Source organism: Streptococcus sp. 27098_8_134 (assembly GCF_041431675.1).
GTDB lineage: Bacteria > Bacillota > Bacilli > Lactobacillales > Streptococcaceae > Streptococcus > Streptococcus sanguinis_R.
In genome coordinates this window covers 564439-586114 of sequence record NZ_JAPVYD010000001.1, presented here as the reverse complement: position 1 = coordinate 586114, position 21676 = coordinate 564439, and the positions used below count along the sequence as shown (strand labels likewise).

The window sequence follows — 21676 nt, the reverse complement described above, 5'->3', positions numbered from 1 at the left end:
CAGATTCTCTAGGAAAAACTTGACAGCTTTTGTCATTTATATTAAAATAAATTTAATATAAGAACTGAAAACGAACACAACGGAGTGTTTGAACTACATATAAGTGAGCAACGGTGCTACAAAAAATGAAACTTCTTTTTTGTAGTGCTTTTTTTATCAGTGAATCTGGAGTAAAGCGATGAAGCAATTTATGCTGGCTGGTGTTTCCAGCGGTGTTGGAAAGACTACAGTTACCCTAGGGATTTTGAAAGCTCTGGCAGACAGAGGTTATCAGGTCCAGCCTTATAAGATAGGACCTGATTATATTGATACAGCTTATCATAGTCGGATTACCAAGCGGCCGTCGCGGAATGTGGACAGCTTTATGATACCGGACGATCAGAGCCTGGCTTGGTCCTACTATAAATGGCATGGAGATGCTGATGTGGCAGTGGTCGAAGGAGTCATGGGGCTCTTTGATGGTCTGGGAACAGACAAGGACTGTGCGTCCTCTGCTTCTGTTGCTAAAAAGTTGGGTATTCCGGTTTTCTTGATTATCGATGGAAAGGCGACATCCACCTCAGCGGCTGCTATGGTCCATGGCTTTGCGACTTTTGATCCGGATTTGGATATTGCTGGGGTTATTATCAATCGGGTGGCTTCACAGACTCACTTTGAACTTATCAAGGGCGCCATAGAGCGGTATACGGATGTGGAGGTGCTGGGCTATCTGCCTAAGAATGCAACAGCAGAGCTGCCATCGCGCCATCTGGGTCTAATCCCTGACGTGGAAATGGATGATTTGGATCGTCGATTTGAGGAATTGGGAGCGGCAGCAGCCGCGCATATAAATCTAGACAGGCTACTGGAAAAGGCAGAACTTCCCGATAAGCAGATGGCCAATCCTTTTCATATCCGCAACGATCAGCCCTTGACTTTGGCCTATGCCTTGGATGATGCTTTCCACTTTTACTACGAAGATAATCTAGACTTTCTAAGAGAGCTCAATGTCCAGCTGGTACCTTTCAGCCCTCTGAAAGATAAGGAACTGCCAGCAGCAGATGCATATTATTTTGGTGGCGGTTTTCCAGAAGTCTACGCTCAGGAGCTGATGGCAAATGCTGACTTTCGGGCTTCGGTTAAGAAAGTTCATGAGCAGGGCCGGCCAATTTACGCAGAATGTGGCGGCCTCATGTATCTGGGAGAGTTGCTGGAAGTAGAGGGTCAGGTCTATGAAATGGTCGGTATTTTTAAGGGCAAGAGCCTGATGACCCCCGGCCTGAAAAGCTTTGGCTACTGCCAAGCAGAAACGCAGGTAGACAGTCTTTTTGGCCCTAAAGGTACAGCGGTCAGGGGACATGAGTTTCACCATTCGGTCTTTGAGACGGAGGAAGATACGGTCCTCAAGCTAGAGAAGGTCAGAGACGGTCAGGTCGTAGCTGCCTGGACAGGCGGTTATCAAAAGGGCCGGACCTTTGCTAGCTACCTGCATGTTCATTTTTATCAGGACGAGCAGCTGCTGGCCAACTGGCTGAATTATATCAAAGAGGCGAACTGATATGACACTCATTGCAATTTTTTTGGCCGTCTTACTGGACTGGCTGATTGGCGACCCCTATAGCTGGCCTCATCCAGTCAAGTGGATGGGTTCCTATATTTGTCTATGCATGCGCTTGCAGGAGAAAAAGCAGTTTTCGCCCTATCTATTTGGCTTTTTCCTCTGGCTGACAACAGTTGGACTGGCGCTGGGAGTGAGCTGCGGGCTGCTTTGGTTGGCTGGTCTGGCTCATCCCGTCCTCTACTGGATCGTCTGGATCTATCTGGCCTATGCCAGTCTGGCGGCTAAGAGTCTAGCTTTTGAGGCTCAAAAGGTTTACCATACGCTCAAGTTTGGCACTTTGGAAGAAGCTAGAAAGCAAGTTGGTATGATTGTTGGCCGTGAAACTTCCCAGCTGACACCAGAGGAAATCAGCAAGGCGACGATTGAGACAGTAGCTGAAAATACCAGTGACGGGGTTATCGGCCCTCTGCTCTGCCTTTTTCTGGGCGGACCCATTCTAGCTATGACCTATAAGGCCATCAACACCTTGGACTCTATGGTAGGCTATAAGACGGAGAAATACCGCAAAATCGGTCTCATATCTGCCAAGATGGATGATCTGGCCAATCTGATTCCTGCGCGTTTGACTTGGTTTTTCTTGATTCTCAGCAGTCAGATTTTACTGCTGGATGTCAAAGGAGCCCTGCGAATTGGCTGGCGGGATCGCTATCAGCATGCTAGTCCCAACAGTGCTTTTTCAGAGGCAGTTGTAGCTGGAGCTCTGGGTATTCAGCTGGGCGGACCGCACGTCTATCACGGAGAGCTGATTGAGAAGCCGACTATTGGAGAGGCTTCCAGATTGGTTGAGGCGGATGATATTCAGACGGCTATCTCTCTGCTTTATACAAGCACCATGACAGGTTTAATCTTCTTCACTCTTTTTTATTTAGTAAAGCAAGCATATTTCTAGGAGTATACTATGACATATATCCAAAATCCTTCCTCTATTGAGGAAAAGAGCTTTCAAATTATTCAGTCTATGATTACTGAAAAAGATCCTGATTATGTCTTCCATTCGGAAATGGAAGAATCCATCATCAAGAGGGCAATCCATACGACGGGAGATTTTGATTATCTCTATACCATGCGCTTTGAGCACGATGTCCTTAAAAAAATAGAAGAAGTAATCAGAGCTAAGGGTACCATCCTGCTAGACTCTAATATCTCTCTCAATGGCATTAATAAGCGCGTGCTGGACCAGCTGGGTGTGAGCTACCGCTGTTTGATTAGTGATGAAGAAGTGGTTGCGCTGGCCAAGGAAAAGCAAATTACCAGAGCTATGGCGGCTGTTGAGATAGCAGCTAAGATTGAAGGGCCTAAAGTATTTGCCTTCGGTGGTGCTCCTACGGCTCTGTCTTACCTGATTGAGCTGGCAGAGCAGGGATTGGTAGAAGCAGATGCAGTGATTGGGGTTCCAGTCGGCTTTATCAATGTCGAAGAGTCAAAAGAAGAACTGCTTCAGTCAGGTCTTCCTGCCCTTGTCAATCTCGGAAGAAAAGGTGGCAGCACGATTGTAGTAGCCATTGTCAATGCCATTATCTACCAGCTGAGAGAAGTGGTGACAGATGACTATGTCCGCTACTCTACACCATCCAGTAAAGAAGGAGGAAAGAACTAGATGTCCTATCTAAAAGCAGCGCATAAGATTGAAGAAGCTAGTTTCAGCAAGATTCAGGAAATTATTGACCAAGAGCATCCGGATATTCATTTTTCAGATCCTTTTGAAGAGGCAGTGCTCAAGCGGGTTGTCTTTACCAGTGCAGACTTTGACTACCTCTACAATATCAAGTTTTCCAATCAGGTTATTGAGAAGATTCTCTACGTCCTCCGAAACAAGGGCACCATTTTTACAGATACAACCATGGTCTTGGGCGGTTTTAATAAGAAATTGCTGGATGATCTAGGTGTTTCCTATCGCTGTCTGGTCAATGAGCCGGCAGTCTTTCAGGAAGCTAAGGAAAAAGGAATTACTCGCTCCATGGCTGCTGTAGAATATGCAGCTAAAGTGGATGGTCCAAAACTTTTTGTCTTTGGGAATGCTCCAACGTCTATCTTCAAGGTTTTGGATATGGTCGAAGAAGGAAGCTTGCAGCCGGATGCAGTTGTCGGAGTTCCAGTTGGCTTTGTCGGAGCGGCAGAATCCAAGCTCAAACTGCATGAAAGTTCGGTGCCTTCTATCGCAGCACTGGGTCAAAAGGGCGGCAGTACCATCGCAGCAGCTGTGGTCAATGCCATTCTCTACCAGCTCAAGCTCGACACTACAGACTATGAGCGTTACAGTGTTTCAGATAAAAAGCAGGCTCCGGAGAAAGGAGAGGGCTGATGATGGATGAATACGCTTATGTCAATGGAAAGAAATTAAGAAAAGGTTTTACAACTGGCACTTGTGCAACGGCAGCGACTGTTGCAGCCTTGAGCATGATTTTAAATCAGGAAAGGGAAGAAAAGGTCACTGTGCATACGGCTTCAGGTGTGGAAGTGACAATGGATGTTCACAATCCTTCTTTTGGACCAGAAGAGGCGACTGCGGCCATTGAAAAAGATGGCGGCGATGATGCGGATGCGACGCACGGACTCTTGATTTATTCGACCGTGACCCTTCTGCCAGATCAGACGGAAATCGAGATTGACGGTGGTCAGGGCGTCGGGCGTGTAACCGAGAAAGGACTGGCCTGCGATGTCGGCATGGCAGCCATCAATCCGACTCCTAGACGGATGATTGAGCAACATGTCCGTGATATTATCGGTCCCAACTGTGGGGCGCGGGTTATCATTTCCGTTCCTGGCGGCGAAGAAACGGCCAAGCTGACCTACAATTCCAGACTAGGTATTGTAGGCGGCATTTCAATCTTGGGAACGACAGGGATTGTCAATCCTATGTCCGAGGATAGCTGGAAGGCGTCCATAACGATCGAGTTAACCATGCTCTATAATCAAGGACATCGCTCAGTCGTCTTGGTTCCAGGGAATTACGGTGAAGATTTTGCTACTAATACTGTGGGGATTCCAGCTGGGCGCATCGTCAATATGAGTAACTTTGTCGGCCATGTCCTCAAAGAAGTTCAGCGGATTGGCTTTACCAAGGTTTTGATGATTGGCCACATGGGCAAGTTTGTCAAAGTGGCGGCTGGGATTTTCTCTACCCACAGTAAGGACTCGGATGCCCGTATGGAAACGCTGGTGGCTAATCTAGCTCTGATGGGGGCGCCCATGGAGCTGCTGGAAAAAGTTGACAAGTGCTTGACGACCGAGGCAGCTGGGACAGCCATTAAAGAATTTTCTTACGAGGGTGTCTATCAGGTCTTGGCGGATAAGATCAAGGCTAGAAGTGAGCGCCTGCTCCGCTATCGTAAGCCAGAAGTCAGTATTGAAGTGGTCGTCTTTGGGACTGAGGAAGGCTATTTGGCATCAACCCAGCCTTTAGAGCAGATAAAGGAGGAATGGACATGATTTATGTTATCGGAATTGGTCCGGGAGATCCAAGCTATGGTCTTCTGGGACAGGAAGCCTATTTTGAAAAGGCTGACCGCATTTTGGGCAGCGAGCGGCATTTAGAAATTTTGCCACCGGCTTATAAGGATAAGGGCCTGGTCCCGCCTAAAAAATTAGCCGCGCTGGCAGAATTGCTGGAAAGCTTTGGTGAGGATGAGGAAATTTTATATCTGGCCTCAGGAGACCCGCTGATTTACGGTTTGGGCAAATGGCTATCAGAGAAGTTCAAGGGGCGCGTGGTCATCTCCCCAGGTATAAGCGCCATGCAGTATCTGGCCAGCAGAATTGCCCTGCCCATGAACGATGCTTATCTGACGAGCAGCCATGCTAAGGCACCTAACTTTGACTTGATTATGAGTTTGTCAAAAGTCTTTATGGTGACTGATCAGAAAGTTGGCCCCTACGAGATTGCTCAAGAGGCTGTTAAAAGAGGCTTGGATAAGGTGCTGGTCATCGGTGAGCAACTGAGTTATGAAGACGAGCGTATTACCATTCTTCCTGCGAATGAGGTAGAAGACAGAGAATATGAAATGAATGTGGTGGTGGTGTTAGATGAGGGATTCGGAATTTATCAGGGCTAAAGTCCCTATGACTAAGGAAGAAGTCAGAGCCATCAGTTTGGATAAGTTGGAGCTGCATCGAGCCAAGCGCATGCTGGATGTCGGCTCTGGAACTGGCAGTGTTACGATTCAGGCAGCCCGAACCTATCCAGAACTGGAAGTGGTGGCAGTGGAGCGCAATGAAGATGCGGTGGCCTTGACGCAGGAGAATATCCAGCACTTTGGCTGCCACAATGTCCGTCTCCATCAAGGACTGGCTCCGATTGAGCTGGATGGCAGCTTTGATGCCATTTTTGTCGGAGGGACTGGTGGCAATATGCAGGAGATTTTCGACTGGTGTGCCCAGCTCATGGAGCTGGGCGGTCGGCTAGTCTTGAACTTTATCCTGCTGGAGAATGCTCTGGAAGCAGCTCAAATAGCGGAGCAGATGGACTGGGAGGATCTAGAGATTGTCTCGGTTCAGGCTAGCCGCTGGACAGGTATAGGCAAGGGGCACTATTTCAAGCCTCAGAATCCGACTATTATCGTTTCCTGCAAGAAAAAAGAAAGAGAGGCTAATTGATGTCCAAAGTACATTTTGTTGGAGCAGGCCCAGGTGATGTGGAGCTGATTACGCTCAAAGGTTACAAGCAGCTGTCTGAGGCTGATGTGGTCATTTACGCAGGCTCCTTGGTCAATCCAGACTTGCTGAACTACTGTAAGGAAGGGGCTGAGATTCATGATAGCGCCAGCATGCACTTGATGGAAATCATCGATGTCATGGAGGCTGGAGTCAAGGCTGGTAAAGATGTGGTTCGCCTGCAGACGGGAGATTTCTCCATCTACGGCTCCATTCGAGAGCAGATCGAAGAGATGAAGAAGCGGGGTATTGAGTTTGACTGTACGCCGGGCGTCAGCTCTTTTCTGGGAGCTGCTTCCAGTATCGGGGCGGAGTATACTGTACCAGAGGTTTCTCAAAGCCTCATCATCACTCGGATGGCTGGCCGGACGCCTGTGCCAGATCGGGAATCCCTGAAAAGCTATGCTCAGCATCGGACCTCTATGGCCATCTTCCTATCCGTTCAAGGCATTGAAAAGGTCGTCAGTGAGCTGATAGAGGGTGGCTATCCTCCAGAAACGCCTGTGGCTGTCATTTACAAGGCTACTTGGCCGGATGAAAAGAAGGTCTTTGGCGATTTGACAAATATTGCTGAGAAGGTCAAGGAAGCTAAGATTAGAAAGACAGCTTTGATTTTGGTCGGTGACTTTTTAGGTCAGGAATTCTACTATTCTAAGCTCTACCATGCAGATTTTCAGCATGAGTTCAGACGGGGGAAGAGCAGCCATGCTAAGTGATTCTCAAGCCCGCTACGCAATCGCAACAGTGACAGCGGTTGGCAAGGACTTGGCTCTGACTCTGCGGGAGAAGCTGGGCAAGGAAATCCCTATCTATACGACGCCTCGATTGGCAGATGACAGGGTCATCGCCATCGAAGGACGAGTGGTTGAGGCGCTTGGTCAGCTCTTTCAGGAAGTGGATGTTCTCATTTGTATCATGGCTATCGGGGCAGTTGTACGAGCTATTGCACCAGTCTTGAAAGACAAGGCGAGCGACCCCGCTGTGGTTGTCATGGATGAGAAAGCGACGAATGTCATCAGCCTGCTGAGCGGACATCTAGGCGGAGCCAATCAAGTGACGCGAGACATCGCAGAATTGCTCGGTTCCAATCCTGTTATCACGACAGCGACAGATGTGCAGAATGTAACAGCTCTGGACAGTCTGGCCCAATCAGTCAATGGCTGGAGGCCGGAATTGAGAGAATTCATCAAACCTTTCAACAGCTATCTAGGCAGCGGCCGAACCGTCTATTTCTATCAGGAAAAGGACTGGGTTACCGACCTTCGCGGTCTGACTCTGGTGGATGAGGAAGGACTTGCAGCTGTTCTCAAGGGAACGGAACCGTTGATTCTGCTGACTGCAGAAAAAAAGGACATTCAAAGAGAAAATCTGGCTCTCATCTATCCTCAACCTTATATCTTAGGAGTTGGTGCTAGAAAGGATGTGGCTCCTGCTGTCTTCCGAGAAGGCTTTGAGGAATTTTGTCAGCAGCAGGGGATTTCTGCCAGCGAGATTTCCAAAATCGTCAGCATTGATGTCAAGAAGGATGAAGCTGCTATTCTGGCCTTGGCTGAGGAATTAGGCTGTCCCTTTGAGACCTTTAGCAAGGAAGAGCTGTCTGTCGTAGCAGACCGCTATCCTCAGTCAGAATTTGTCAAAAAGACAGTCGGAGTCGGCAGTGTCGCCTTGGCCAGCGCAGATTTGGCCAGTCAGGGTCAAGTCCTGACAGAGCGCTTTGCCAAGAACGGCTGTACCTATGCGCTTGCAAAAGCAATAACCAAAAAGTAAATCAAAAGAAAAATCAGATGGTCCTATGAACCAACTGCCCTTATAAAATTTTATCATACCTATAAAGGAGAAAAAATATATGTTATACGTTATCGGATTAGGCCCAGGTAAAGAAGAATTGATGTCACAAGAAGCATTGGCTGCTATAGCAGATTGTGAAATTATCGTCGGCTACTCGACTTATATGCGATTGATTCTTGATTTGGTCAAGGACAAGGAGCTCGTAGCGAATGGTATGCGTCAGGAAATCGACCGTTGTCAAAAGGCCATTGATTTGGCTAGAGAGACTGGCAAAAATGTCGGAGTTGTTTCCAGTGGAGATGCCGGAGTCTATGGAATGGCTGGCTTGATTTTAGAATTGCTGGGAGATGCCAGTGATGTAGAAGTTAAGGTGGTTCCAGGTATTACAGCTAGTCTGGGTGCTGCTGCAGCGATGGGAGCTCCCCTCATGAACGACTTCTGTCACATTAGTCTGAGTGACTTGATGACGCCTTGGGAAATGATTGAGAAGCGTCTGCATGCCGCAGCTCAAGGTGACTTTGTTGTCTGTCTCTATAACCCTCGGAGTAAGGGACGTCCAGACCATTTGGCAAAAGCACTTTCTATCATGTCTGAGTACAAGTCAGAGGATACTATTGTCGGTATCGGTAAGGACATTGGCCGTAAGGATGAGGAAATCATCTTGACGACTATCAAAGACTTAGATGAAACTTTGGTAGATATGACGACAATCGTTATCGTTGGTAACAAAGAAACTTATGTTAAAAACGGACGCATGATCACACCTCGAGGATATACTTTATGATGAAATTACTGCTGGGAGGGACATCCGACAGCACCGCTATTTTAGAAGTGCTTGACCGCTTGAAAATCGATGTGACCAGCTCTGTTGTCACAGACTACGGCCGGCACTTGGCTTCCAAGTTCGGCCAGCCGGTCATTCAAGGCCGGCTGACAGCTGAGGACATGGTTGCCTTCATCAAAGAGAATGATGTGGATGAAATCATTGATGCGACCCATCCTTTTGCGGACATCGTTTCCAAGGAAGCTATTCGGGCGGCAGAGATGGCCGGTGTATCTTACCTGCGCTTTGAGCGTCAGGCGACCTTGGATTTGAGCGGGGCCATCGTGGTGCATTCGACCCAAGAAGCGATTGATGAGATTGCCAAGCGCGGCTACAAGACTGTTTATCTGGGAACTGGCAGCAAGACCCTGCCACTCTTTGTCAAGGGGCTGCCAGAGCAGCGGATTGTCGTTCGCGTTCTGCCGACTTCGGAAGTGCTTCTGGCTTGTGAGCAGCTGGGACTGGTAGCGGATCAGATTGATGCGATTAAGGCTCCATTTTCCAAAGAGTGTAATAAAGAGCTCTTACTGCGCTCGGGAGCAGATGTCTTTGTTTCCAAGGAGAGCGGTACCGTCGGTGGTATTCGTGAAAAGATTGATGGCTGTCAAGAGCTGGGGATGGACTGCATTATCATCTCTCGGCCAATTGTGGCCTATCCTCAGATGGTTTCTAGCTTAGAAGAGTTAGAGGCTTATCTGACAAAATAGCTGATGAAAGGAGAAAAAATGTCCGGTTTAGTAACATTACTGGGAGCAGGTCCAGGCGATGCGGAGTTGTTGACCCTCAAAGGCAAGAGACGGCTTCAAGAAGCAGATGTATTGGTCTTTGACCGTTTAGTCAATCAAGAGCTCTTTCAGCATCTAAAGTCTGACTGCGAAAAGATAGATGTCGGTAAAAAGCCAGGTCAGCCTTGCATCCGACAGGAAGAGATTGAAAAGATTCTTATCGAAAAAGCCCGTCAGGGTAAGCGGGTAGTCCGCCTCAAAAGCGGTGATCCCTATATCTTTGGCCGAGGCGGAGAAGAAGGAGTCAAGCTGGTGGAAGCTGGTGTGGACTTTGAAGTGGTGCCAGGCATCACCTCTGCTGTGGCTGGTCTGACCTATGCAGGGATTCCTATGACTTATCGGGATGTAGCGACTAGCTTCCATGTCTTTACAGCCCATCTCAAGGATGAGACAGAAATGCTCAATTGGGAAGCAATTTCTGAGCTCAAAGGAACCTTGGTCTTCCTCATGGGCATGAAAAATCTGCCTTCCATCGTCCAAGAGCTGACGGCTAGAGGCTATGGCAAGGACAAGCCAGCCGCCATCGTTGAATGGGGAACCCATCCTCAGCAGCGCTCAGTGGACGGAACCTTGGGCAACATAGTCGAACTAGCGGAAGCTGAAGACTTTAAGGCGCCGAGTGTCATCGTGGTAGGTGATGTCGTGGCCTATAGACAGCAGCTGAATTTCCATGAGAATCTGCCGCTTTTCGGCCGGAAAATCCTCATCCAGCAGTCAGAGACGGGCAGACTTCCGCGTTTACTTAAGGATGCTGGAGCTGCGCTGACTACTTTCCCAGCTCGAGATTTGGTTGAAGAGTTAGACTTGCAGCTGCCGGATTTGGAGCAGGTAGACGGTCTCCTCTTTGCAGACATGCAGAGCTGGCCGCTCTTCTTGAAAGCCCTCCGCAAGGCAGGCAAAGACTTGCGCAGTCTGCCGCACATCCGCTTTGCAGCTATTGGTCATCATACGGCCAAGTCTATCGAAGCGAGCGGGATTGTACTGGATCGGATGACGCCTCAGCAGTCGGATGCGGATTTTGCAGCTGCTCTGGAAAAAGAAGGCGGCAACTGGTATATTCTGACAGCTGAGCATAAGAAAGCCAGTCTGGCAGAACTCTATTCGCTGCCGATTATTGCTAGCCATAGGCTGGCCTTTGACAGTCAGATTAACAGTGCCAATTGGTCAGAGATTGAAGTTGTCTGTCTTCCGAACTCTGCTGCGGCCATGAACTTTGTGGCGGCCAGTCAAGAAGCTGGATTTGACTGGACAGATGTTCCTATCGTTGTCATGGGTGCCAGCACGCGGGCTGTTTTAGAGGAAGCAGGCTTTAGCGAGATTGTTGAGACAGATGAAGCGACGATTGCTTCCATCCTTGATAAATGTCGGGAAATTCTCTGAAAGGAGGTGAATCATGAGTAAAGCTATAGTAGTTGTCAGTTTCGGAACAACCTATCCCGAGACCAGACGCAAAACAATCGAGGCTTGTGAGCAGGCTATTCAGGAACATTTTCCAGACTATCCGGTCCACCGAGCTTTTACTTCCAATGTCGTTAGACGGCGGATTAAGAAGCAGGAAGGGCTAGATATTCCTACGGTCAAAGAGGTGTTAGAGCAGCTCTTGGAAGCGGGCACTGAAGAGGTCTATATCCAGCCTCTCCATGTCATTTTGGGCAGCGAGTATGAAAAGATTCTTGCCCAAGCCAAAGAGTTTGAATCAGCTTTTAAAAAGCTGGTCGTTGCCAAGCCTCTGCTCAACAGTCAGGAAGACTATGAGGCTGTCAAGGATATTCTGCTGGAACGGTATGGCCATAAAGGTCATGATGCAGCAACCGTTCTGATGGGGCACGGCAGTCAGCATTATGCCTTTACAGCTTATGCAGCCTTGGATCATATGATGAAGGGAAACTCAGTCTATATCGGATGTGTAGAAAGCTATCCTCCGGTTGAGCTGATTGAGCAGGAACTGAAGAAAGAAGGTGTCCGAGAAGTTCATCTAGCACCCTTTATGCTGGTAGCGGGTGACCATGCGACCAATGATATGAGCTCAGATGAGGAAGGTTCTTGGTATCACTTCTTCAAGGAGCGGGGATATGAGGTCAAGGCCCATCTGGTCGGTCTGGGCGAATATCCTGAAGTTCAGCAGCTCTACATCCAGCATTTGGAAGAAATCATCGAATAGGAGGAAGGCATGGCAAAATTTTACGGAATTGGTGTGGGACCGGGTGATAGCGAGCTAGTGACTATCAAGGCCAGTCGGCTTTTGGAAGACTTAGATATTCTCTATACACCTGAGGCTAAGAAAGGGAGTAAGAGCTTTGCATTAGGCATTGCAGAGCCCTACCTGAAAGAGCATCTGGAAATCAAGCAGCGGCATTTCCCTATGGTCCGTTCCAATTCGACCAAAGAAGTCCAGTGGCAGGCCATCTCTGCTGAAATCGCAGAGGATGTGAGGTCTGGCAAGAATGTCGGCTTTATCACACTGGGTGACCCCATGGTCTACAGCACTTACAGCTATCTGCTGGCCCTGTTGGAGAAGGAAATCGACTGTCAAACCATCCCTGGTATCACCTCTTTCTGCAGCATGGCTTCCGAGCTAGGTCAGCCCCTGACCATGGATGAGGAGTCTCTGGCGGTCATGCCGGCTACGGCTTCTGCTGAGAAGATTGAGGCGGCGCTTGAGCTGCATGACTCGATTGTGATCATGAAGGTGGCAAATCACCTAGATACTGTCCTGCCCCTGCTCGAAAAGCTCGGTCTCTTGCAGCAGACTTTTATGGTTAGCAATTCTTCAACGGACAAGCAGCAGACTCTGCTGGGCCTTGAAGGAATCACACCAGAAACCAAGCTGCCTTATTTTACTACCTTCCTCGTGAAAAAGAAGATTTTTTAATATCAGAACCCATGTTCATGGATAGACATTCATCTTTTTGAGCTTAGGTTCTTAGTAAAGGAAAAAAATATGAAACTATTGAAAAATAAAAAAGTAACTTTTGTGGCCTTGTTGGCTATTTTGGCGGTACTGAGTACCCAGTCTGTGTCAGCTATGCATATCATGGAAGGCTATCTTCCACTCTTTTGGTGTATCTTCTGGTTCGCCGTATTCCTGCCTTTCTTTGTGGTCGGCTTGATGCGCATCAAGAAAATCGTTGCAGAGGATCCAAATTCCAAGACCATGCTAGCCTTGTCCGGTGCCTTTATCTTTATCCTGTCTTCTTTGAAGATTCCGTCTGTTACAGGATCCAGTTCGCATCCGACTGGGGTTGGTCTGGGGACAGCTATGTTTGGTCCGTCCGTTATCAGCGTTTTGGGAACCATCTGCTTGCTCTTCCAAGCCCTCCTCTTGGCTCACGGCGGCTTGACTACTCTGGGTGCCAATGCATTCTCAATGGCAGTGGTTGGTCCATTTGTCGGTTATTTTGTCTATAAGTTTGCTAAATCCATCAAGCTGTCTACACCGGTATCTATCTTTATCTGTGCGGTGATTGCGGACTTGGCGACTTATGCGACAACTTCTATCCAGCTCGGTTTAGTCTTCCCAGATGCTAACAGCGGTTTTGTTGGTTCTGCATTGAAATTCATGGGTGTCTTCTTGACCACTCAAATCCCGATTGCTATCGTAGAAGGATTGCTGACAGTTGTCCTCTATAACTTGATCTCAGAAAATATCAAAGAAAGAGCAGGTCTGTTCAAATGAAAAAATATAAGAATATCATCTTAATCTTGGCTGCAGTAGCAGTCACTCTAGCTGCCTTTATCTTTGCCCCTAAGGGTGTGGAATACAGTGGAACAGATGACGCTGCTGAAAAAACCATTAGCACTATCCAAAAAGACTACGAGCCTTGGTTTTCACCGATTTTTGAGCCAGCAGGTCCGGAAGTAGAGAGTCTGCTCTTTACCCTGCAAGGCAGTATCGGAGCGGGGATCATCTTCTATGTCATTGGCTACCACAAAGGGAAAAAACAAGGCCAACAAAAGGAAGTTTCTGAACATAAATAAAAGCCTTCAACAGTAAGAGCGAGCTCTGGTTCTTGATAGCGATTCAGCTTGTCTGGGACCGGAGTTGCTCTGTGCTGGGAGGTATTGCAAAACATAGCTAGAAAGGAGAGCTACCTCATGTTTGCGATTGATAAATACGCCTATCAAAACCGGTTGAAAAATCTGCCGGTTGCTTATAAATTTGTCATCTATGTACTCTTGTTAGCTGTCAGTTTTTCTGGTGTCAGGAGTCTGCAGCTAGGGCTCATTGTCTTGGTGGCGCCTCTGACTTGCTATCTAGCTCGGCTTCCGTGGTTGCGCTATCTAAAGTGGTATCTGCACGCCAGTATTTTTATTCTGATTAGTCTCTTGACCTTTATCTTGACCTATCAGAATAATCAGGAACAGCTCTTGCTGGCCTTGCCTTTAGGTCAGGGTTATCTGGGCATCAGCCAATCCTCTGTCCAGCAGACCATTTTTATCCTTTTGCGCATCTACTCATCCTTGGTTTCGACTTATTTCTTTGTCCTGACGGTACCTTTTGCTCAGATGCTGCGGCTTTTTAAAGCCATGCACGTCCCGCGGGTACTGCTAGACTTGATTGTCCTCATGTATCGCTTCATTTTCCTGGTCTTCTATGAGTTTGTGACCATTCGGGATACCTTGGACTTGAAATTCTCCTTTTACAATAAAAGGAAGCAACACCAGGCTTGGGGTAGATTAGCCAATACTCTCTTTGTCAAACTGCTGGATGATAATCAGCATTTAAATGAGGTGCTGACGCTAAGATTTGATGCAGAGCACAGTGAATAATGAAAGCGCATTTACAAGAAGACTGCTTTTATACTATAATGGAAAGTAGATAGGAAACTCAGATGTTACAAGTGAAGAATATTTCTTTTGCGTATGACGAAAATCCAACGCTGCACGATATTTCTATGGACTTCGAAGAAGGCCGGATTACCGGCATTCTAGGAGTTAACGGCTCAGGTAAGTCTACCATCATGAAAATCATTACCCGCCTGCTCAAACCGCAGAAGGGCAGCATTTTATATGATGGTCAGCCTGTGGGCGACTCTAAGAAGGCCTTGTTTCAGTATCGGCAGCATGTCAATATGGTCTTTCAGAATCCAGAGCAGCAGCTCTTTTATACCATTGTGAAGGACGATATTGGTATGGCCTTGGAAAACTTAGGCTATGAAGAAGACGAGATAGCAAGCAGAGTCGCGACGGCTTTAGAGATGATGGACATTTCCCATCTGCAGGACAGACCCTTACAGTATTTGAGCTACGGCCAGAAAAAGCGGGTGGCTATTGCAGGTATGCTGGCCCTGCAGCCCAAGTATTTGCTGCTGGATGAGCCGACAGCTGGATTGGATCCAAAAGGGCGGGACCAGATGGCTGAGACTATGAAAAAGCTAGTCCAGGCTGGAACCAACATCATCGTATCTAGCCATGACATGGACCTGATGTATGATTGCTGTGACTATGCCTATCTGCTGCAGAAGGGGCATTTGATTGCGGAGGGCAGTAAGTTTGATTTCTTCCAGCAGGGAGATTTGCTAGTAGAGGCAGGCTTGGCTGTACCTTGGATTGTCAAGCTTCATCAGACTATTCAGACGCCACTGGCAGAAAATGAAGCTGCTTTCTTTGAGCAGCTAGGAGGAAATGGAACATGGTCAAATCATTGATGGTACAGGGAACTGCCTCAGATGCTGGGAAGAGCATTATTGCGGCGGGGCTCTGCCGGATTTTTAAGCAGGATGGCCTGGAAGTGGTGCCTTTTAAGTCGCAGAATATGGCGCTTAATTCCTTTATCACCAAAAAAGGAGATGAAATGGGCCGGGCACAGGTCGTTCAGGCCGAGGCAGCTGGCAAAGAGCCGGATGTCCGCATGAATCCAGTCCTGCTCAAGCCCACCTCAGACCGCAAATCCCAGGTCGTCTTTTTAGGCCGAGTGCTGCGGGATATGGATGCAGTAGAATACCATGAATACAAGCAGCAGCTCCTGCCTAAGATTAAGGAAGTCTATGAGGAGCTGGGCGCTGAAAATGATATCATCGTCATCGAGGGTGCTGGCAGTCCAGCTGAAATCAACCTCAATGACCGAGACATTGTCAATATGGGAATGGCCAAGCTAGTCGATGCGCCAGTGATTTTAGTGGCGGATATTGATAAGGGAGGCGTCTTTGCCTCTATCTACGGAACGATTGAGCTCATGCCGCCTGAGGACCGCAAGCGGATCAAGGGGGTTATTATCAATAAATTCCGAGGCGATGTTGCCCTGCTGCAGTCCGGTATTGACATGATTGAGGAGCTGACTCAGGTGCCGGTCATCGGAGTCGTGCCTTATGCCCAACTGGATATTGACAGCGAAGACAGCGTGGCATTGGTACAGAAGAGCCGGCGCTTTGATACGAGAAAGAGTCTGGATATCGCAGTTGTCAGCCTCAAGCGCCTGTCTAACTTTACGGATTTCCACAGTTTAGAAATCCAGCCGGATGTTTCTGTCCGCTATGTCCAGCCTGGTGATGCGATTGGTCGGCCGGACCTCTTGATTCTGCCGGGCAGCAAAAATACCATCGAAGACATGAATTACCTGCGCGAGTCTGGTCTTGAAGCCGAGATTCTCGAGTGTCTGGAGCAGGGCGTGCGAATCTTTGGTATCTGTGGCGGCTATCAGCTGCTAGGGCAGAAGATTAGCGATCCACTTCACCTAGAGTCCGACTTAGAAGAGATTAGCGGTCTAGGGATTTTAGAGACAGAGACGGTGCTTCAGCCGGTCAAGCGGACGACTCAGGTCAGAGCCCTGCATGAGGGGCAAGAGCTAGAGGGCTACGAGATTCACATGGGTGAAACCCAGCTGGCGGATAGTCTGGAGCCATTCTCCATCATCAAGGAGCAAAATGGTGAGGCAACCGAGCGTCTGGATGGAGCTGTGGCTTATGGCGGGCAGGTGCAAGGAACCTACCTTCATGGGGTCTTTGACAATCTAGAATGGACTCGTCAGTACCTGAATGAACTTCGGCTGGCTAAGGGCTTAGAGCCGCTAGAGGACCAGCTTGTCAGTATCAAAGACTTTAAAGATAGAGAGTATGATAAGTTGGCAGATGTCCTGCGCCAGTCTTTGGACATGGAGCAAATTTATCAAATCATCAACAGAGAAGAAAAATGAGAATTTATACGAAATACGGTGACAAGGGCTTTACACGGCTCTACGGTGGGGATCGAGTATCCAAGACTCATATTCGGGTCGAAGCTTATGGAACGATGGATGAGCTATGCTCTCATCTAGGCTATGTCGTATCTGAGATGCGAGACTATCCTATTTTGGATGACCTGCGTCTGGAATGCGAGGAAATCCAGCAGCATCTCTTTGACTGCGGCAGCGACTTGGCTACGCCGAGGGAATTGCGTCCCTACAAGCAGGAGCCAGCCAATGTCAGCTGGCTGGAGGAGCGGATGGATGAATATATGCATATTCCTCCGAAAATCGACCGCTTTATCATTCCGGGCGGCCATCGGATTGCCAGTCTCCTGCATGTGGCCCGCACCATGACCAGACGCCTGGAGCGCCGTATGGTAGCTGTTATAGAGGCAGAAGAAGCGGTCAATGAGGTAGGATTAATCTATATCAACCGCCTTTCGGATTACTTTTTTGTACTGGCTCGCTTGGTCAATGACCGTCTAGAGGAGCCGGATACAGTCTACAAACGCAGCGCGAAAATCTTTCGGGAAAAGAAATAGGAGAAGCTAGCATGTATCCAGTCATGATTAATATCAGAGAGAAGAAAGTCGTGGTAGTGGGAGGCGGCAAGGTCGCAGCGCGGAAGATTAAGACCCTGTTGACTGAGCAGGCTGCTGTGACGGTGGTCAGTCCGACTCTGCATGCCGACATTCCTCAGGCGGAGGTCCAATGGCTAGCTAGACCCTATCAGACAGGCGATTTGAAAGGCGCGAAGCTAGTCTTTGCCTGTACCGATCAGGAGGAAGTCAACCGTCAGATTATGGAGGAGGCGGCACCCAGTCAGTTGGTAAACAATACGGGCGACAAGACCTTCTCTGACTTTTACAATGTAGCCATTGCGCGAAAGAAGGATGTATCTGTCATGATCTCGACCAATGGTCTCTCGCCTAGTCGCTCCAAGGAGATTCGCAAGAAGATAGAAGCAATTTTAGACCAACTTTAAAAGAAGGAAAGAAGCATGCACCTATTATATGTGGGTTTGACCCATCGGGAAACGCCGCTGACATTTTTGGAAAAAGCGCATTTTTCAGATCAGGAGGGGCTGAAAGCTCTGAAGCTCCTGAAAAGAGAAAAAAGTATCTTGGAAAATATTATTCTGTCCACCTGCAATCGGACCGAGCTCTATCTAGTGGTGGACCAGCTGCACACTGGCCGCTACTATTCCAAGCATTTTTTGGCAGACTGGTTTCAAATTCCTGTCAAGGAGCTGGAAGAGTATTTAGTCTTTCGTGAGGGGGATGAGGCCTTGCGGCATCTGCTGCGGGTTTCTATCGGATTGGAATCCAAGATTGTCGGTGAAAGTCAGGTCTTGGGCCAGCTCAAGCAGGCTTTCTTGACAGCGCAAGATGCTGGTACGACTGGAATTGTTCTCAATCAGGCTTTCAAGCAGGCGCTGACCTTTGCCAAGCGCATGCATGATTCTTATCGAATCAATGACCGGCCCATTTCTATCGGCCTAACTGCCATCCAAGAATTGGACCGACTGGGGCTGGATTACAGCACTAAAAAGGTAGCTGTGATCGGTCTGGGAGAGATTGGTCAGCTGGTGACTAAGTATGCACTCCAGCGGCCATTCGAATCCGTCATGCTGCTTAATCGGACAGTCAGCAAGGCCCAGCCTTTTCTGACAGAAGACAGGGTATCTGCCCATGGCTGGGATGAATTGGAAGCGGTGCTGGCGGATGCGGATGTGGTTTTTTCGGCAGTTAAAACGGACGAATACATTATCTTTCCCTCCATGCTTAAGGCGGATGCGGTCGTGTTTGATCTCTGTCTGCCTCGTTCCTGCCATCCGAGCTCGTCTCTCAAGCTCTATAATATCGAAAATCTAACCAATCAACTGGAGCAATATAAGGCAGAACGGCAAGAGATTGCCGGTCGGATTGCCTTGGAGATTGATGAGGAGCTGGTCAAGTTTGCTGACTGGCGTCAGCAGTTGGGCATTATTCCTCTGATTCAGGAAATCAGGGATAAGGCTTTGGAAGCTCAAGCTTCGGCCATGGAAAGCCTTAATCGCAAGATTCCGGATTTGACCGAGCGGGAGCAGAAGCAGATTTCCAAGCACATGAAGAGTATTATCAACCAAGTCTTGAAGGAGCCAATCTTGCAGCTCAAAGAGCTGTCAGTCGGAGAGCATTCAGACTATGACATTGCCTTGATTGCCAAGATATTTGGCTTGCACAGAGAAAGGGGAAAAGATGAAGATCATTAAGGTAGGAACCCGCAAGAGTAAGCTGGCCATGACCCAGACCCAACAGTTAGTGGACCAGCTCAAGGAGCTCCATCCAGAGCGGGACTTTGTCCTCGTACCCTATACCACAAAAGGAGATCGCTTGACCCACGTCAGCCTCCAGGAAATTGGTGGCAAGGGAGTCTTTGTCAAGGAAATCGAACGAGCCCTCTTGGCTGGTGAGATTGATATGGCGGTTCATAGTCTCAAGGACATGCCGGCTAAACTAGCTGAGGGCTGTGCGCTCGGTGCGATTAGTCAGCGAGAAGATGTCCGGGATTGCTTGATTTTCCGTCAAGCTGGCCAGACGCTGGCTGACCTGCCTGAGGGCGCTCTTATAGGAACCAGCAGTATTCGCCGACAGGTTCAGCTGCAGGCTCAGAGGCCGGATTTGACGTTCAAGCCACTGAGGGGCAACATTGATACACGCATTAAGAAGCTGGAAGAGGGTGAATACGATTCAATTGTCTTGGCTATGGCCGGTCTTAAACGTTTGGGCTGGCTGGACCAAAGCCGTCTTCACATTCAGCCTTTAGAGACCAGTCTTTGTCTGCCAGCTATTTCTCAGGGAGCTTTGGCAGTGGAATGCCGGGAAGAAGATAAGGAACTGCGGCAATTGTTGGCAACTGTTCAGGATGAGAAGACAGCTGCTGAAGTGGCAGTTGAACGGGCAGTTTTGGCTCAGATGAATGCAGACTGCACCTTCCCTATCGCTGCTTTGGCCCAGAAAAAAGGTCAGGACTATCAGCTAGAGGCCATGCTGGCCAAGGAGGACGGCCAATGTGTCTTTGTCAGCCTTCAAGGTCAGGATGGTCAGGAATTGGCAGAGCAGGCTGTACGCCAGTTAGCCGATAAGGGAGCAGTAGGAATGCCATGGTTAAAAAAATAATCTTTACCAGAGAGCAGGCGCCAGACTCTGCCTGGCTAGAAAAGATCAGACAGGCTGGGTTTGAGACGCACCATGTCCCTCTCATTCGCTGCCAGTCTCTGCCCTTGCCAGAAGCTGTCCAAGCAGTTCTGCCAGAAGCCGACTGGGTCTTTTTTACCAGTGCTGTCGCAGTAGAGGCTTTCAGTCCTTATCTGAAAGCTGACTGCCAGATTGCGACCATCGGGCCGCAGACCAGTCAGGCGCTGGATAAGCTAGGCCGAGACTGTGCTTTTCAGGCCAGCAGCCACTATGGTCTTGACTTTATTCAGGAGTGGCTGGCTTTGGCTCTGCCGACGCAGAAAATCTTGCTGCCCCAAAGCAGCTTGTCCAATCCCAGTCTGGCTGAGAAATTAAAAGAAGCAGGCCATGAGGTCTGGGCTTGGCCTATGTACGAAACGACCTCAAATCCTGCTGGTCAGGACCAGCTCGAGACCTATCTGTCCCAAGAGGATGTGATTTGGACCTTTGCCAGTCCGTCGGCTTGGCAGAGTTTTTGTGCTATTAAGCCCCATCTAGCATCTAGCCATCAGATTGCAGTGATTGGTCAGACAACGGCTCAGGTGGTTAAGGAGTCTGGCTATGGGGTAGATTACCAGCCCCAGAGTCCTTCTGTTGAGGAAATGGTCAAGGAAATAATCAAGAAAGAAGAGAAGAAGCATGGAATTTTATAGACATCGCAGACTGAGGAGAAGCAGCAGTCTGCGGCAGCTGGTTCGAGAAACCAAGCTGTCTGTGGATGATTTTATCCAACCCTTGTTTGTCAAGGAAGGGTTAACTGAAAAGCAAGAGGTAGCTTCCATGCCGGGAGTTTATCAGTTCTCCCTCGAGGATTTGCTGCCAGAAGTGCAGGAATGCGTGGACTTGGGCATTCGGGCTTTTATCGTCTTTGGCATTCCGTCAGAAAAGGACGAAATAGGCAGTCAGGCTTCAGCTGAAAATGGTATTGTCCAAGAAGCTATCCGTCTAATCAAGAAGCATTTTCCTGAGACGGTCGTCATTGCAGACACCTGTCTCTGTGAGTTTACCAGTCACGGCCATTGCGGTATTTTGCGAGGGGAGGAAGTGGACAATGATCTGTCTCTGACTAGACTGACAGAAGTCGCTGTCAGCCAAGCCAGGGCTGGAGCAGATGTCATTGCGCCTTCCAATGCCATGGACGGTTTTGTGGCGGCTATCCGTCAGGGGCTTGATGCGGCTGGCTTTGAAGACATTCCCATCATGTCCTATGCGATTAAGTTTGCCTCTAGCTTTTATGGACCTTTCCGAGATGCAGGTGAGAGTGCTCCGGCCTTTGGCGACCGCAAGACCTATCAGATGGATCCGGCCAATCGCTTGGAGGCTTTGAGAGAAGCCAAGAGCGATGAGGAGCAGGGAGCAGACTTTCTCATGGTTAAGCCGGCTCTGGCCTTTCTGGATATCCTTAGAGAGCTGCGCCAGGAAACCCGGCTGCCTCTGGTGACCTATAATGTCAGTGGAGAATACGCCATGGTCAAGGCAGCAGCTCAGCAGGGCTGGATCAATGAAAAAGCCATTGTCATGGAAACCTTGACCAGTATGAAGCGGGCTGGTGCAGACTTGATTATCACTTATTTTGCCAAAGATGCGGCCGGTTATCTGAAAGAAGGATAGAGACTGCGGAAAATCAGCAGTTTTCTAGATAAGGAGGAC

General features: G+C 48.7%; 25 protein-coding genes. All 25 read left to right on the top strand.

Features of this window, described 5'->3' with window-relative positions; genetic code table 11:
- Positions 1-178: 178 nt before the first annotated feature.
- The 25 genes from O3620_RS02790 to hemB all read left to right on the top strand — a co-directional run bounded on the left by O3620_RS02790 (position 179) and on the right by hemB (position 21637).
- Positions 179-1537: a cobyrinate a,c-diamide synthase gene (locus O3620_RS02790; protein WP_002919603.1), complete on the top strand. Its 1359-nt coding sequence runs from the start codon at positions 179-181 to the stop codon at positions 1535-1537.
- 1 nt (position 1538) lies between these two features.
- A complete protein-coding gene (gene cbiB, locus O3620_RS02785; RefSeq protein WP_371601408.1) occupies positions 1539-2489 on the top strand; it encodes an adenosylcobinamide-phosphate synthase CbiB in 951 nt (316 codons plus the stop codon).
- Between the two features lie 9 nt (positions 2490-2498).
- A complete protein-coding gene (locus tag O3620_RS02780; RefSeq protein WP_002910554.1) occupies positions 2499-3197 on the top strand; it encodes a cobalt-precorrin-8 methylmutase in 699 nt (232 codons plus the stop codon).
- Positions 3198-3902, top strand: a complete 705-nt coding sequence (locus tag O3620_RS02775; RefSeq protein WP_002901146.1) for a cobalt-precorrin-8 methylmutase — start codon at positions 3198-3200, stop codon at positions 3900-3902.
- On the top strand, positions 3902-5029 hold the full coding sequence (cbiD, locus tag O3620_RS02770) for a cobalt-precorrin-5B (C(1))-methyltransferase CbiD (RefSeq protein ID WP_371601407.1): 1128 nt from the start codon (positions 3902-3904) through the stop codon (positions 5027-5029). The genes O3620_RS02775 and cbiD overlap by 1 nt, the downstream gene beginning before the upstream one ends.
- The gene (locus O3620_RS02765; protein WP_002919597.1) at positions 5020-5652 is read left to right on the top strand and encodes a cobalt-precorrin-7 (C(5))-methyltransferase; all 633 of its coding nucleotides are present in this window, start codon (positions 5020-5022) and stop codon (positions 5650-5652) included. Before cbiD ends, O3620_RS02765 begins: the two co-directional genes overlap by 10 nt.
- Positions 5624-6193, top strand: a complete 570-nt coding sequence (locus tag O3620_RS02760; protein ID WP_002919596.1) for a decarboxylating cobalt-precorrin-6B (C(15))-methyltransferase — start codon at positions 5624-5626, stop codon at positions 6191-6193. The genes O3620_RS02765 and O3620_RS02760 overlap by 29 nt, the downstream gene beginning before the upstream one ends.
- A complete protein-coding gene (locus O3620_RS02755) occupies positions 6193-6966 on the top strand; it encodes a cobalt-precorrin-4 methyltransferase (RefSeq protein WP_002919595.1) in 774 nt (257 codons plus the stop codon). The genes O3620_RS02760 and O3620_RS02755 overlap by 1 nt, the downstream gene beginning before the upstream one ends.
- On the top strand, positions 6956-8017 hold the full coding sequence (cbiG, locus tag O3620_RS02750; protein ID WP_032914257.1) for a cobalt-precorrin 5A hydrolase: 1062 nt from the start codon (positions 6956-6958) through the stop codon (positions 8015-8017). The genes O3620_RS02755 and cbiG overlap by 11 nt, the downstream gene beginning before the upstream one ends.
- 79 nt (positions 8018-8096) lie before the next feature.
- On the top strand, positions 8097-8822 hold the full coding sequence (gene cobJ / locus O3620_RS02745) for a precorrin-3B C(17)-methyltransferase (protein WP_002910545.1): 726 nt from the start codon (positions 8097-8099) through the stop codon (positions 8820-8822).
- Positions 8819-9568 carry a precorrin-6A reductase gene (gene cobK, locus O3620_RS02740; RefSeq protein ID WP_002919592.1) on the top strand — a complete coding sequence of 250 codons (750 nt, stop codon included), beginning with the start codon at positions 8819-8821 and terminating at the stop codon, positions 9566-9568. The genes cobJ and cobK overlap by 4 nt, the downstream gene beginning before the upstream one ends.
- Before the next feature lie 18 nt (positions 9569-9586).
- Positions 9587-11026: a uroporphyrinogen-III C-methyltransferase gene (cobA, locus tag O3620_RS02735; protein ID WP_032912991.1), complete on the top strand. Its 1440-nt coding sequence runs from the start codon at positions 9587-9589 to the stop codon at positions 11024-11026.
- Positions 11027-11039: 13 nt separating this feature from the next.
- Complete coding sequence (locus O3620_RS02730) at positions 11040-11807, top strand: sirohydrochlorin cobaltochelatase (protein WP_002919589.1); 768 nt, start codon at positions 11040-11042, stop codon at positions 11805-11807.
- Positions 11808-11816: 9 nt separating this feature from the next.
- A complete protein-coding gene (locus O3620_RS02725; protein ID WP_002919588.1) occupies positions 11817-12518 on the top strand; it encodes a cobalt-factor II C(20)-methyltransferase in 702 nt (233 codons plus the stop codon).
- Between the two features lie 69 nt (positions 12519-12587).
- Positions 12588-13322 (top strand): energy-coupling factor ABC transporter permease, encoded by a 735-nt coding sequence (locus tag O3620_RS02720; protein WP_002898257.1) that lies wholly within the window; start codon positions 12588-12590, stop codon positions 13320-13322.
- Positions 13319-13624 (top strand): energy-coupling factor ABC transporter substrate-binding protein, encoded by a 306-nt coding sequence (locus tag O3620_RS02715; protein ID WP_002917642.1) that lies wholly within the window; start codon positions 13319-13321, stop codon positions 13622-13624. The genes O3620_RS02720 and O3620_RS02715 overlap by 4 nt, the downstream gene beginning before the upstream one ends.
- A gap of 117 nt (positions 13625-13741) precedes the next feature.
- The gene (locus tag O3620_RS02710; protein ID WP_032909763.1) at positions 13742-14416 is read left to right on the top strand and encodes a CbiQ family ECF transporter T component; all 675 of its coding nucleotides are present in this window, start codon (positions 13742-13744) and stop codon (positions 14414-14416) included.
- Positions 14417-14478: 62 nt separating this feature from the next.
- Positions 14479-15294: an energy-coupling factor ABC transporter ATP-binding protein gene (locus O3620_RS02705; RefSeq protein ID WP_002919587.1), complete on the top strand. Its 816-nt coding sequence runs from the start codon at positions 14479-14481 to the stop codon at positions 15292-15294.
- The gene (locus O3620_RS02700) at positions 15279-16778 is read left to right on the top strand and encodes a cobyric acid synthase (protein WP_002919586.1); all 1500 of its coding nucleotides are present in this window, start codon (positions 15279-15281) and stop codon (positions 16776-16778) included. Before O3620_RS02705 ends, O3620_RS02700 begins: the two co-directional genes overlap by 16 nt.
- Positions 16775-17350, top strand: coding sequence for a cob(I)yrinic acid a,c-diamide adenosyltransferase (locus O3620_RS02695; protein WP_002919585.1), 576 nt, complete (start codon positions 16775-16777; stop codon positions 17348-17350). The genes O3620_RS02700 and O3620_RS02695 overlap by 4 nt, the downstream gene beginning before the upstream one ends.
- 11 nt (positions 17351-17361) lie before the next feature.
- Positions 17362-17793 (top strand): bifunctional precorrin-2 dehydrogenase/sirohydrochlorin ferrochelatase, encoded by a 432-nt coding sequence (locus tag O3620_RS02690; protein WP_002919583.1) that lies wholly within the window; start codon positions 17362-17364, stop codon positions 17791-17793.
- 15 nt (positions 17794-17808) lie between these two features.
- Positions 17809-19062 (top strand): glutamyl-tRNA reductase, encoded by a 1254-nt coding sequence (gene hemA / locus O3620_RS02685; protein ID WP_371601405.1) that lies wholly within the window; start codon positions 17809-17811, stop codon positions 19060-19062.
- Positions 19049-19969 (top strand): hydroxymethylbilane synthase, encoded by a 921-nt coding sequence (hemC, locus tag O3620_RS02680; protein ID WP_371601404.1) that lies wholly within the window; start codon positions 19049-19051, stop codon positions 19967-19969. Before hemA ends, hemC begins: the two co-directional genes overlap by 14 nt.
- Positions 19954-20679, top strand: coding sequence for a uroporphyrinogen-III synthase (locus tag O3620_RS02675; protein WP_371601403.1), 726 nt, complete (start codon positions 19954-19956; stop codon positions 20677-20679). The genes hemC and O3620_RS02675 overlap by 16 nt, the downstream gene beginning before the upstream one ends.
- Positions 20666-21637 carry a porphobilinogen synthase gene (gene hemB, locus O3620_RS02670; RefSeq protein ID WP_002910526.1) on the top strand — a complete coding sequence of 324 codons (972 nt, stop codon included), beginning with the start codon at positions 20666-20668 and terminating at the stop codon, positions 21635-21637. The genes O3620_RS02675 and hemB overlap by 14 nt, the downstream gene beginning before the upstream one ends.
- Positions 21638-21676 lie beyond the last annotated feature (39 nt).